The 12,480-nt window shown below is 71.9% G+C and carries 10 protein-coding genes; 5 read left to right on the forward strand and 5 right to left on the reverse strand.

What is annotated here, in order from left to right:
- Positions 1–7: 7 nt before the first annotated feature.
- Together E9529_RS17435 and E9529_RS17440 are read right to left on the reverse strand one after the other, a co-directional pair.
- Positions 8–460, reverse strand: coding sequence for a chemotaxis protein CheW (locus E9529_RS17435; protein WP_236832537.1), 453 nt, complete (start codon positions 458–460; stop codon positions 8–10).
- Between the two features lies 1 nt (position 461).
- Positions 462–2,885, reverse strand: coding sequence for a chemotaxis protein CheW (locus E9529_RS17440; protein ID WP_236832538.1), 2,424 nt, complete (start codon positions 2,883–2,885; stop codon positions 462–464).
- A 209-nt stretch (positions 2,886–3,094) separates the two neighbouring features.
- Here E9529_RS17440 and E9529_RS17445 point away from each other — a divergent pair, with 209 nt between their 5' ends.
- The 3 genes from E9529_RS17445 (at position 3,095) to E9529_RS22170 (ending at position 3,797) form a co-directional block, all read left to right on the forward strand.
- Positions 3,095–3,331 carry a CopG family transcriptional regulator gene (locus E9529_RS17445; RefSeq protein WP_236832539.1) on the forward strand — a complete coding sequence of 79 codons (237 nt, stop codon included), beginning with the start codon at positions 3,095–3,097 and terminating at the stop codon, positions 3,329–3,331.
- The gene (locus tag E9529_RS17450) at positions 3,328–3,465 is read left to right on the forward strand and encodes a hypothetical protein (RefSeq protein ID WP_236832540.1); all 138 of its coding nucleotides are present in this window, start codon (positions 3,328–3,330) and stop codon (positions 3,463–3,465) included. The genes E9529_RS17445 and E9529_RS17450 overlap by 4 nt, the downstream gene beginning before the upstream one ends.
- A gap of 200 nt (positions 3,466–3,665) precedes the next feature.
- The gene (locus E9529_RS22170; protein ID WP_255709373.1) at positions 3,666–3,797 is read left to right on the forward strand and encodes a hypothetical protein; all 132 of its coding nucleotides are present in this window, start codon (positions 3,666–3,668) and stop codon (positions 3,795–3,797) included.
- Between the two features lie 629 nt (positions 3,798–4,426).
- Here E9529_RS22170 and E9529_RS17455 read toward each other — a convergent pair.
- The 3 genes from E9529_RS17455 to E9529_RS17465 all read right to left on the reverse strand — a co-directional run bounded on the left by E9529_RS17455 (position 4,427) and on the right by E9529_RS17465 (position 9,843).
- A complete protein-coding gene (locus E9529_RS17455) occupies positions 4,427–6,061 on the reverse strand; it encodes a methyl-accepting chemotaxis protein (protein ID WP_236832541.1) in 1,635 nt (544 codons plus the stop codon).
- A 387-nt stretch (positions 6,062–6,448) separates the two neighbouring features.
- Entirely contained in the window at positions 6,449–8,152 is a 1,704-nt protein-coding gene (locus tag E9529_RS17460; protein WP_236832542.1) for a bifunctional diguanylate cyclase/phosphodiesterase, read from the reverse strand.
- A 245-nt stretch (positions 8,153–8,397) separates the two neighbouring features.
- Positions 8,398–9,843, reverse strand: coding sequence for an EAL domain-containing protein (locus E9529_RS17465; RefSeq protein WP_236832543.1), 1,446 nt, complete (start codon positions 9,841–9,843; stop codon positions 8,398–8,400).
- Between the two features lie 192 nt (positions 9,844–10,035).
- Here E9529_RS17465 and E9529_RS17470 point away from each other — a divergent pair, with 192 nt between their 5' ends.
- Both E9529_RS17470 and tcmP read left to right on the forward strand, forming a co-directional pair.
- The gene (locus tag E9529_RS17470; RefSeq protein WP_236832544.1) at positions 10,036–11,700 is read left to right on the forward strand and encodes an EAL domain-containing protein; all 1,665 of its coding nucleotides are present in this window, start codon (positions 10,036–10,038) and stop codon (positions 11,698–11,700) included.
- A gap of 224 nt (positions 11,701–11,924) precedes the next feature.
- The gene (tcmP, locus tag E9529_RS17475) at positions 11,925–12,470 is read left to right on the forward strand and encodes a three-Cys-motif partner protein TcmP (protein WP_236832545.1); all 546 of its coding nucleotides are present in this window, start codon (positions 11,925–11,927) and stop codon (positions 12,468–12,470) included.
- Positions 12,471–12,480 lie beyond the last annotated feature (10 nt).

The following is a 12,480-nucleotide window of genomic DNA, read 5'->3' on the forward strand; positions in this document are numbered from 1 at the left end:
AGGTGCGCTACGCGCTGAGCGCCTTCTGGACGTCGAGCGCCAGCAGCAGCTTCCCGTCCAGCTTGTAGGCGCCGCGGATCAGCTCACGGGCCTGGCCCTCCAGCGTGTCCGGCGGCGCCTCGAAGTCGCCGGCGTCGACGTCGACCACGTCGGCGATGGAGTCGACCAGCATGCTCACGGCCTCACCGTGCAGCCGGACGACGATGACGACGGGGTCGGTGCCCTCGGGGCGGGCGGGCCGGCCGAGCCGCTCGCGCAGCTCGATGGCGGTGACCACCTGGCCGCGGAGGTTGATCAGGCCGGCGACGGCGGTCGGGGCGAGCGGCACGCGGGTGAGCTGCTGGCTGCGCAGCACCTCCTGCACGTGCTCGACCTCGATGCCGTAGAGGTCGCCGTCCAGCCGGAAGGTGGCCAGCTGGCCGCTGGTCGCGGGGGCGAGCGAGCGGGTCGGAGCGGTCACGTCAGACCTCCAGCAGGGAGTCGGGGACGCCGGCCGGCGTCGAGGAAGAAGCGGGAGCCGAGTAGAAGGCCGGGTCGGCGGCGAGGATCGCGGCCCGGACGTCGAGCAGCTCGGTCACCTTGTCGCCGAGGACGGCGGAGCCGAGCAGGCCCATGTCGTCGATGTCGCTGCGCACCGCGGCCTCGCCGTCGACGATGTCGAGGATCTCCTCGACGACGATCGCGACGCTGCGGCCGTGGTCCGAGTAGACGATGACCTCGAGCACCTCGCGCTCGGTCTCGCCGTAGGCGCCCAGGTGCCGGTCGAGGCGCACCATCGGCAGGATCGCGCCGCGGTACTGCACGACCTCCCGGTTGCCGACCTTCTCGACCGACTCGGTGCGCACCTGCTCCAGTCGGGTGACGGTGTCCAGCGGGATGGCGACCCGGCGGCCACCGCCGATGGCGGCGAGAAGCATGCGCTGGCGGTCGGTCTCGGCCGACACCGTCTGCAGCGAGCCGGCGCGCGCCTCCTGCCGGTCGGTCGTCTCGGTGCGCAGGGCGCGGCGGGCGAGCGCCTGCACGTCGAGGATCAGCGCGACGGTGCCGTCGCCCAGGACGGTGGCACCCGAGTAGAGGCCGATCGCCTTGAGCTGGCCGCCGACCGCCTTGACGACGATCTCCTCGGTGTTGATGACCCGGTCGACCACGAGGCCGAAGCGCCGGCCCTCCGACCGCAGGACGGCGATGACGACGTGGCCGTCGTGCCGCTCGGAGGTCAGCCCCAGGACGTCGGTGAGCCGGACCAGCGGGAGCAGCTCGCCGCGCAGGCGGTAGACCTGCGCCCCACCGACCTCCTCGACGGCGTTGGCGGCCTTCTCGGCGTCGAGGCTGACCAGCTCCTGCAGGCTGATCTGCGGGATCGCGTACCGGTCGGAGGCGCACTCGACGGTCAGCGCCGGGACGATCGCCAGGGTCAGCGGGATGCGCAGGCGGCAGACGGTGCCCACACCGGGGTCGGACTCGACCTCGATGGTGCCGCCGATCGACTCGATGTTGGTCTTGACGACGTCCATCCCGACACCGCGGCCGGAGACGTTGGTAACGGCGGCGGCGGTGGAGAAGCCGGGCAGGAAGATCAGCTGGAGGACGTCGGCCGGGCTCATCCGGTTCAGCGCCTCCTGCGTGAGCAGGCCCCGCTGCACGGCCTTGGCGCCGAGCTTGGCCGGGTCGATGCCGGCGCCGTCATCGGCGACCTCGACCACCACCTGGCCGCTCTCGTGGCGGGCGCGCAGGGTCAGCACGCCCTCGGCGGGCTTGCCGGCCTTCTTCCGGGCCTCCGGGGCCTCGATGCCGTGGTCGACGGAGTTGCGGACCAGGTGGGTCAGCGGGTCCTTGACCGCCTCGAGCAGGGTCTTGTCGAGCTCGGTGTCGCGACCCTCCATCTCCAGGCGGATCGACTTCTTCAGCTGCAGGCCGAGGTCGCGGACGACGCGCGGCAGCTTGGACCAGATGTGGTCGATCGGCTGCATGCGCGTCTTCATGACGCCCTCCTGCAGCTCGCTGGCGATGAGGTTGAGCCGCTGCGAGGCACGGATCAGGTCGGTGTCGGTCTGGCGGGCGACGTTCTGCACGATCTGGTTGCGGGTGAGCACCAGCTCACCGACCAGGAGCATCAGCTCGTCGAGCAGGTCGACGTCCACGCGGATCGTGCTGTCGGCGACCGCGCGGCGGGCCTGCCCGCCGGCGGCGTCGGAGGCGGGGACGCCGTCCCCCTCGGGGTGGTCGGCGACGGCGGGCTCGGGCACCGGGTGCTCCTCGGCGACGGGGGCCGGCGCGACCGGCTCCTCGGGCAGGTCGGCCCGCAGGTCCTCCTGCGGGGTCTCGGGCAGCTCCTCGACGGCGGGAGCGGGGACGGCCGCGGCGCGCGGCGCGCGCTTGGCGGGGGCCCGCTTCGCGGGGGCCTTCTTCGCCGGGGCCTTCTCGGCGGGGGCCTGCTGGGCCGCGGGTGCCTCCACGGCGGTCTCCGCCGCGGCGGGGGCCTCGGCCGCGGGCGCCGGGCCGTCCTCCATGGCGACGCTGATGTCGGCGACGACGGCGGAGACGTCGACCGACCCCTCGCCGCCCGTGGCCTCGATGGAGGTGAGCAGGGAGCGGACCGTGTCCACCATCTGCAGCAGCACGCTGGTGCGCTGCGGGGTCAAGGCGAGCTCGCCGTCCCGCAGGCGGGACAGCATGTTCTCCCCGACGTGGGTGACCTCCTCCAGGCGGTTGAACGCCAGGAAGCCGCTGGTGCCCTTGATGGTGTGGATGGTCCGGAAGATGCTGGACAGCCGCTCGCGGGAGTCGGGCTCCTGCTCGAGCGCGACCAGGTCGGTGTCGAGCTGGTCGAGGTTCTCGTGGCTCTCCACGAGGAACTCCTCGACGATGTCGTCCAGACCGTCCACTGCTGCCTTCTCTCTCGTCGCGACGGGGCACGGGTGGCCCCGCTGGGTGTTCGGCGCGGGAGCCGGCGAACTGAAGCCGAGTCCGCCGACGGCGCCTCTCCCGGTGTTATCGGCAGCTCGCGTCGGCAACGTGGCGGACGGTTCGTCTTCCCCCACCAGCCCCCGCTCCGACTGGTGCATGGAGTTGCACGGCGAGCATGCTTCGGGGCATGCGGACGACCCTCGACCTGGATGACGACGTCCTCCGCCGCGCCGAGGAGGTGGCCGCCCGGTCGGGGCGGATTCTGATCTCCATCATCGAGGATGCGCTGCGCGAGGCGTTGTCCCGCAACGAGCAGACGGCTGTGGAGCCCCATCGGCTGCGACCCTTCAACGGGTCCGGTCTCCAGGCCGGGATCGACCTCGGCGACTCCGCGAGCCTGTTTCGCTCGATGGACCAGAGGTGATCCTCCGCCACCGGGGCATCTTCACCGAGCTGTGCCGCGGCGCCACAGCTGCGGGCAGCGAGTGGATCACCACCGACCGGGGCTTCGCCCGCTTCCCGGTCCTGCGGTGGGGGCATCCGCTCCAGCAGCCCTGACTTCTTCAGGCGCGGCCTCCACCGAGCTGGCGCGACCTCTCTGGAAGACGGCGCCGTCGGCGCGGCACGACCCCGTCCGCACCGAAGAGGCGGACCATCGGGCGATGGTTCACCTCAAGGCGTTGCCGGGAGGAAGATCATGTCCCTCCTGGTGCGAACGCCCCCTCCCGCACAGTGCGCACCAGGCGCAGTTCGGCAGCGTGACGGTCACCCAGCTCGAAGGCAAGACGGCCACCGCTCTCCTGGACCGCGTCGGGCCGTTGGGGCACGAGGAGGTCGGGCAGCTGATCGTCGACCTCGACATCGCTCGCGACGCCATGGAGGACGGCTGACCTCCTCGGCACGCGGCTGCGCTCGGGACACCGACGGCCTCACCGCGCCGCTGCATGTGTGGCTGCCCGCCGCGCCGAGGCCGACCGACGCACGCCGACGACGCTGGTCCAGCTCGGGGCGGCACGCGGCCAGGGAGCCGCCGGAGCGCTCTCACCGCTCAGGCCGGTCAACCGCCTGGGGAGGACGGCACAGCAGCCGCGCCTGGAGGACGTGCGCCTCCTCCAACGCGCAACCCCGGACGCAGTCGATCTCCGTCAAGGTCGAGCCCTCCCATCCGGCGGCTGCCCGATCCCCACAGCTCGGGCACGTCTCCCAGGTGATCCGCTCCGCCATCCGAACAGCCGCCTCCTCGACCTCGCGGGACTCCGTTCCCGAGCGCCGCGCCGAGGAAACGGCAGGATGTCCACAGCCCCCCTGTGCCCCCGGGGATCACAGCTGCTGCCGTCACGAGCTGGCCGCGACAGCCCGCCTCAACCGAGCAGCGGGATGACCTCCGGCGCTGCCGGCACGTTCGGCGGGACCCGGTTGGGCCCGGCCTCGGATGGCCGCAGCTGGGCATGCGCCGATGCCGCACCCGTGCCCCGTCCGCGGCAAGCGGGGACGGGGCACGGGCGGAGAGCGGGATCGGTCAGAAGCGGAAGCGGCCGACCAGCTCCTGCAGCTCGGTGGACATCTTGGACAGCTCCCCGGCCGCCTGGGCGGTGTTGTTCGCCCCGCTGGTGGTCTCCTGGGCGGCCTGGGCGACCCCGGTGACGTTGCGGGCGATCTCGGTGGCGCCGGCGGCCGCCTCGCTCACGTTGCGAGCCATCTCGTTGGTGGTGGCGGTCTGCTCCTCCACCGCCGAGGCGATGGTCGTCTGACGGTCGGATATCTGCGCGACGATCGTGCTGATCTCCTCGATCGCCGCCACGGCGGCGCCGGTGTCACCCTGGATCGCCTGCACCCGGCGGGCGATGTCCTCGGTGGCCCTCGCCGTCTCCTGCGCGAGCTCCTTGACCTCGTTGGCCACGACCGCGAAGCCCTTGCCCGCCTCACCTGCCCGCGCAGCCTCGATCGTGGCGTTCAGCGCGAGCAGGTTGGTCTGCTCGGCGATGGAGGTGATCACCTTCACCACGTTGCCGATCTCGGCACTGGACTCGCCCAGCTTGCTCACCGTCGCGCTCGTGGTCTCGACGGCGCTCACCGCCTTGGCCGCCACCTGGCTGGCCGCCGCGGCGTTCGACGCGATCTCGCGGATGGAGGCGCCCATCTCCTCGGTGCCGGCGGCGACGGTCTGCACGTTGCTCGACACCTGCTCGGCAGCCGCCGACACGGTGCCGGCTTGGGTCGCCGACTCCTCGGCGTTGGACGACATCTGGCCCGAGGTGGCCGAGAGCTCCTCCGAGGCAGCCGCGAGGGTCTGCGCGCTGCCGCCGATGGCGCGCATGGCCTCGGCCATGTTCCCGATGGCAGTGTTCAGCGCCGTGGCCATCTGCCCCACCTCGTCGCGGGTGTCGGCGTCCAGACGCTGGTCGAGCCGCCCCTCGGCCACGCCCCGCAGCACCACGACGGCGCGGTCCAGCGGGCGGGCGATCACCCGGCCCAGCAGCACCGCGAGCCCGATTCCCAGCAGGACCGCGACGGCGATGACGGTGCTGATCAGCGCGACCGCAGAGCCGTAGGAATCCTCCGCCTCGACGAGGCTCTGCGCGGCCTCCTGGGCTTCCAGCTCCACCAGCTCGTCGGTGATCTCGGCGACGCGGTCCGAAGGCGGGGAGGCCTTGGCCAGCCGGGTGGCCACGAAGGTCGTGATGTCCTTGGCCCGGGCCAGGGGGATCAGCTCGGCGTCGCGCACCTGCATGTAGACGGCAAGCTTGTCCTCGAGCTCGGCCACCAGGGCGACCTGCGGGCCGGTCAGGCCGTCCTTGTAGGACACCAGCATCTCCTCGATACCGGCGTCCAGCTCGGCGATGCGCTGCTCGAGCTCGGCGATGCGCGCCGGGTTCTCGGCCACGGCCAGGTCGGTGACCCGGTAGCGCAGGGTCTGGAAGCGAGCCTCCAGCTTGCCCAGCTGCTGGGTGGCGGAGACCCGGTCGGTGACGAGCACCTCCAGGCGGTGCTCGGCCGCGCTCAGCTCCTTGAGCCCGAGCAGGCCGACGCCGACGGTGGTGAGCACCACCAGCAGGAAGCCGACGAGCAGCTTGCGCGCCGTCCTGAGGTCGCGGAAGAAGCCGAGCGGGCTCCTACGTCGCGGCGCGGGGTCCGTGAGCGCGTTCTGTGCCATGGGTCCATCCGTTCGGATCGAAGCGTGTCGCCGGAGTGGGACCAGCCCCAAGCCGGATGGGCCGCTCCGGCAGCGATTCCCTCCGTCGGACGAGGCAGTACCGGTAGCGCTCGCAGAGTGTTGGGCACGGCCGGATGTCGCACGGCACGCCTGTGGACTCGTGGTCGTGATCGTTACGCACGCGACGGTGACCAGCCGGTCCACCATCGACATGCCGACGTCCGGAGTCCGTCGATGACCCCCACGGCTTGCCGCGCGTCCGGAACTGCCGCTCGCACGGTGGGTGCTGCGCGGACTTCCCGCCTTCGTGTCGACAGGACCGGGTCGATGACCGCGACGCCCCCAGCCGGTCATCCCGCGACACGGGCCGACACGCCTCACCTCGGCTCAACCGGCCAAGGACACCGCCGTGGCCGTGGCAGCGGCTCGTGCGGTGGTGTCCTGGTGGAGCTGCGCGGCGTCGGCCGGGCGGCCGTAGAGGTAGCCCTGGGCGTGCGCGCACCCGAGTGCGTGGAGGACCTGCGCCTGGTGTGCGTGCTCGACCCCCTCGGCGATCACGTCGAGGCCGAAGGCTCGGGCCAGTGCGAGCACCGCCTGCACCACGGGTGCGGCGTCGTCGGGCCGGCGGATCTGCGAGACGAAGGACCGGTCGATCTTGAGGATGTCGACCGGCAGCCGGGTCAGGCTGGAGTACCCCGTGCCGAAGTCGTCGACCGCGATGGCGACCCCCAGGCTTCGCAGCCGGCGCAGGGTGCCGAGGGCGGCGTCCGACTCCCCGGCCAGCGACGACTCGGTCACCTCGAGCACCAGCGCGGACGGCGGCAGGCCGACCTGCTCGAGCAGCGCGGCCACGCGGTCGGCGTAGGCCGGGTCGACCAGCTCGTCGCCGCTGACGTTGACGGCGACCGTGGCCGGGCCGCCGGAGACCCGCCAGCGGAGGGCCTGGCGGCACGCCTCGGCGAGGACGAAGAAGTCGATCTCGGCCATGAGCTCGGAGCCCTCCAGCAACGGGAGGTACTCCGCCGGAGGGATCATCCCCCGCTGCGGGTGCTGCCAGCGCAGCAACGCCTCGGCGCCCACCGCCCTGCCCTCGGACAGGGTCACGACGGGCTGGTAGTGCACGACCAGTTCCCCTTCGGACAGGGCGCGCCGCACCTCACCGCGGAGAGCGCTGGTGGACTCGTGGAGGGCGATGCGGTTGCGACCGGCGCGCTTGGCCTCGTAGAGGGCGTGGTCCGCATCAGGGAGCATGCTGGACGGGGACTCCGGTTCCCACTGCGCCACGCCCACGGACACGGTGTGCGGCGCCGGGGTCGCCGCGCGGAGGCGCTGCAGCACGGACACGGCGGCCGGCAGCCGGAGGCCCGGGAGGAGGACGACGAACTCGTCGCCACCGAGCCGCGCCAGGGTCGCCGTCCGTGGCAGTGCTGGCCGCCACTCCGCGGCCAGGTCGACCAGCAGCTGGTCGCCGCCGCGGCGCCCGGCGCGGTCGTTGACGTCCTTGAAGTGGTCGACGTCGACGACGGCGAGGCTGACCGGCCGGCCCGACTGCCCCGCGGCGGTGACGGTCTCGTCGACCACCCGGTCCAGGCCCCGGCGGTTGACCAACCCGGTGAGGGGATCGGTCTCCGCGGCACCGGCTGCACGGACCAGCCAGCCGACCACGGCGGCGGTGGCGACGGCCAGCCCACCCACCACGACGGCGACCGAAGCACCCGGCCCACCCGGTAGGCCGAGGGCGAGCGCACAGCACGCGACGGCGGCCACCAGGTGCAGCAGCGCGGCGGGCCAGGCGAAGAAGAAGGCGCTGTCGACGGCGATCAGCACGATGAGGCAGGCCAGCGCCGTCGCAACCGTGGGGGAGTCGGCGAGGGCCACACCAGCGCTGATCAGACCGGTGCCGGCGGCCACGAAGACGTGCGTGACCCAAGCGGGCGGTCGGGCGCCCAGCACCGCGGACACCACGCCGAAGCAGATGGCCATCACCGCGAGCACCCTGATGGCCATCTCGGCGCCGAAGCCGGTCGGGTCGATCAGCGTGGCCGCCGTGACCACTGCGCCCCCGGCGAGGAACAGCCCGCCTGTCGTCACGGCCACCACCCGAGGAGTCGCGACGACCGGCCGGGCCGCCGAGAGGAGCCGGCGGAGGAAGGAGGGAGCATGCACGCGGAGGCGTTGCGGGAGGGGCGTGGCCAGCACATCGATCACGCACAACCCATCGGTTCCGCGGAGGGTGCGCCGAACCTGTGCCAGTCACCGCTTCACTCCTGCGGGGTGGCTGCTCCGTGCCGTGTCGCCCTGGGCCGGAGGACCACGAGGACGCCCCGCAGGGCGGCTCAGGAAGCGGCGGGCAGATCCATCCCCCGCCGGCGATCCGTGGATCGCCCGAGCTCCACTAGGCTTGGGAATTCGGTGTGCACCTCCGTCGGGCGGCCTAGGAAAAATCCCTGCCCCTTGGCCACGCCCAGCTCGGTGAGGACCGCCACCTGCTCCGGGGTCTCGATCCCTTCAGCGGTCAGAGTCGCGCCGATCTCACGGGCGAACAGCGCGACCGCGGTCACCAGACTGCGCTGCGCCGGGTCGGTGTTCAGCGCGGAGATGAGCGAGCGGTCCAGCTTGACGATGTCTGGGCGGAGCTGCAGCACGTGCGACAACGATGAGTAACCCGCGCCCGTGTCGTCGACGGCCAGCCGCATGCCGCGCGCACGCAGCGGCGCCAGGACATCGTGCAGCCGCACGTAGCAGTCGATCTGCGTCCGCTCGGTGATCTCCAGGACGATGCGGTCCAACTGTGGCTGCTCCGTGAGCAGCCGCGGCAGCTCGGCGTCGTGCAACAGCGACGGGGAGGCGTTCACCGCCAGCGCGACCCCGTGCGGCAGATCGGCTACCAGGGGAAGGGCAGCTTGCAGGGCGAGCAGCTCCAGGGCCCTGCCCAGGCCCACGCTCTCGGCCCGCCGGAACATCTCGTCCGGCGTCCGTTCGGCGAAGCGGGCCAGCGCCTCGGCGCTGACCACCCGCCCGGTCCGCAGCTCCACTATCGGCTGCAACGCGATCGCCACCCGCCGGCGCGCCAGAATCTCCTCCACGTCCCACCGGACGGCGGCGCGAGCCCGCAGCGCCGTCCGGGTCAGCGGAACCGGGCGGTTGCTGCCGCGCAGGGCGACGAGCCCGCCCCGGGCATCACGGATGCACGTCCCACTCCCCTGCAGGACGACGTCCGTCCCGTCGCCGCGCCGCCACTCCGCCTCCAGGTCCCGCCATCCCGTGGCGGCGAGACCGCTACGGGCAACGGCTTGGACCCGGGACCGCTCGTGCGGGGCGAGCAGGTCGAACAGTGACCGGCCGACGACGTCTCGCGGCGACCGTCCGAGGACGTCCTGCACACGCTCGTTCGTGGCGGTGACGACCAGGTCGTCGTTGGCCTCCCACACCCATTCGGAGGAGCCGGCGGCGAGCGCGTCGAGGGCCTGGCGGTCCTCGTGCCGCCGTCGTCGGAACCAGCCCAGCTGGTGCACGGCCAATGCCAGCATGGCTCCCATCACCGGCAGCCACGAGAGTGCTACGACACCGCTCACGGCCTCGAAGTCGCGCGCCCCGTCGAGGAACTCCCGGGCGTCAGAGCCGCGCCGCAGCGCGCCGAAGGCGATCTCCACCACTGCGGCTGCGATGAACAGCCGGAGGAAGAGCCGCTTCCGGTGATCCGCGCGAGCACTCGCGTTGACATCGTCGGCCATCACCCGCCCCGCCCGGTGGGGACGCCACATGCGCATGCAGAGCACCATGACTTACAACTGTGTTGTCCGTCACCCATCTGCAGGAGTGTTGTAACTGTCCGCACGCAAGCAATTGCCTAGGGCATTCGGGTCGCCGTGCCTCACCTTCTTTGAACCACCCGCTGGCTGACCGTGCCTCGAATGGGTGACGTCGGGTGCGGCGGCCGCAAGAGCGCGCGAGACGGTGCCGTTCCGTACGAAATGAGCACCGCCAAGGCACTGGCTGCGGTCCAGTCGATAGCGTCCTGCGTCGATGAAGAGGCAGCGCTTGAGCAGACGATCCGAGCCGTCGCCGCCCTGGTCCTCGATGTCAAGGTGACGGGTCACCTGACCGGACCGGATGGTACAACCTCCTGCACCGCGTCTGCGGCGTCCGGAGGAGGAGCGCCAAAACCCGCGGAGGCCGCCACGCCCGCACGCGCGTCCGGGGTGACAGCTCCGCGCCTGGCGGTGCCCGTCACCGCCGGCGGTGACGTCGTCGGCGCCTTGGTCCTCCAGCGCTCAGCAGCTGGCCGGGCTTTCACCCCAGCCGAGTCGGACGTCACCGCCGCGCTCGCCCAGCAGGCCGGGCTGGCCATCGAACGGCTCCGCAGCCGTGCGACGACCGAGCTGCTGCTGGCCGGCCTGCACCTCACCGACGAGCGGCGCACGGACGACGTGCCGGCCGCAGCGGACCCGCCCGTCACGGTGCGCCGGCTGCTCGGCACCGCCCGCACCGTCCTGGGCATGGAGCTGGCGTTCCTCTCGCGGATCAGCGGGGGTGAGCAGCAGTTCGCGCTCGTCGAAGCGGATGGCACCGCCCCGCGGTTGGCCGAAGGCCTCACCGTTCCCACGACGGACGGCTACTGCGAACTGATGCTCAGCGGCGCGGTCCCCGCCTCGGTCCCCGACGTGCCGGCCCATCCCGTGCTGGGCGCCATGCCTGTCACGGAGGCGATCGGTGCCGGCGCCTACTGCGGCGTCCCCGTCCGCCTGCCGGACGGCGCCCTGTACGGCACGCTCTGCGGGCTGAGCAGTGCTCCTACCGAACCTCCGACGCCCGCGCAGCTCGATGCGCTCCGCATCGTCGCGGGGCTGATCGGGCAGGGCCTGGCTGATCACCATGAGCAGGTCCGGACCCGCAGCCAGGCCCGCGCCGAGCTCGATGCTGTCGTCCACGGCGGTGGCCGCACCGTCGCCCTGCAACCGATCGTCACGCTCGCCGACGCACGCACCGTCGGGTACGAGGCCCTCTCCCGCTTCGCCCGGCCGGATGGCTCCGCGGTCTCCCCCTTGGAGATCTTCGCCGAGGCGGCCAGGCTGGGGCGGACCCCTGACGTCGAGCTGACCGCCGCGCGCAGCGCAGTCGAGCTGCTGCCGGCCCTGCCGCCCGGCATCTACCTGTCGATCAATTTTGCGCCGGACACGGTGCTGGATCCGCGCACTGCGGAACTGCTCGGTGGCAGCTCTCTCGACCGCCTGGTCATCGAGCTCACCGAACACGAGGCGATCTCCGACTACGGCGCCGTCCGGGAAGCGCTGGCCCCGCTTCGGTCCGGTGGCCTGCGCCTGGCCATCGACGACACCGGGGCCGGTTTCGCGAGCCTGACCCACCTGACGCAGCTGGCACCGGACATCATCAAGCTGGACGTCGCCTTCGTCCGGCACGTCAAGGACGACCCGGCCTGCCGCGCCGCGGCACGGGCGGTCGCGACCTACGCCGCCGAGGTCGGCGCCACCCTCGTGGCGGAAGGCATCGAGACCGCGGCACAGGCGGCCATCCTGCGCGAGCTCGGTGCCGAGCACGGCCAGGGGTACTACTTCGGGCGGCCCAAGCCGGCCAGCCCTACCCGCGAGCGCGCCGCCGGAGCTTCCCCCGGTCGCTGAGGCAGCCCGCGCGTTTACATCCGCGGTCGCGGCTCCTGGAGGGGCTCGGGGGACGCCCCTCGTCCCGACACCGTACGCCCACGCGGACGCGGACCCCCAACCGAGCACAAGGCGTGGCTCTGGGAATATGACCGAGTGGGCTAGGAGGTCCGAGGTTCGGTTCAACGAGTCGGACTCGGGCCGGAACGCTCCCAGTTGTCGCCCCTGTTTGGGACACTCCCGCCATGCGCAACGGGGAGCCGGACAGTGGGCCAGCGGACGAGGACGGCACCGAGGACGAGTTCGCCCTCGAGGAACCCAGCTACCTCGACGACGTCGAGGGCCTAGAGCTAACTGGCGAGGAGGGTGGCGAGAACGCCAGGGAAGGCAGCTCCGATCCGTTTTTCGTCTCCAAGCAGGCCGCCGCAGTCTTCAAGCACAAGCTGTTGGCGAGCTACTTCCCGAAGTTCGCAGGCAAGGCTGGTTCTAACGAGTCGGATCAGCGCCTGGTTTACGTGGACACCCACGCTGGTCGAGGGGTCTACGACGATGGCACGGACGGCAGCCCACTCCTCATCGCGCGGACCGCCAAGGACATGCGCGAGGCTCGACGCATCGACTGCCTCTTTGTAGAGCGAGGGCGCTCCAACTTCCGACGATTGGACCGGGTGCTCAACGAGCAGATAGGCGAGTCGATCGCATTGAACCGCCCCGGGATTGATGGAGGCACTGAAGCCACGGAAGGGTGGAGCAGTGCCAGCACCGAAGAAGTACCCAGACGAACTGCGTGAGCGGGCCGTG

Source organism: Blastococcus sp. KM273128, from assembly GCF_021698975.1.
Taxonomy (GTDB): Bacteria; Actinomycetota; Actinomycetes; order Mycobacteriales; family Geodermatophilaceae; genus Blastococcus.

What these genes read in the sequence shown, in the direction of transcription:
- E9529_RS17445 (WP_236832539.1), top strand. Translation starts at nt 3,095, where the DNA reads ATGCGGACGACCCTCGACCTGGATGACGACGTCCTCCGCCGCGCCGAG.
- E9529_RS17455 (WP_236832541.1), bottom strand. Translation starts at nt 6,061, where the DNA reads ATGGCACAGAACGCGCTCACGGACCCCGCGCCGCGACGTAGGAGCCCG.
- E9529_RS17465 (WP_236832543.1), bottom strand. Translation starts at nt 9,843, where the DNA reads ATGGTGCTCTGCATGCGCATGTGGCGTCCCCACCGGGCGGGGCGGGTG.
- E9529_RS17470 (WP_236832544.1), top strand. Translation starts at nt 10,036, where the DNA reads ATGAGCACCGCCAAGGCACTGGCTGCGGTCCAGTCGATAGCGTCCTGC.
- tcmP (WP_236832545.1), top strand. Translation starts at nt 11,925, where the DNA reads ATGCGCAACGGGGAGCCGGACAGTGGGCCAGCGGACGAGGACGGCACC.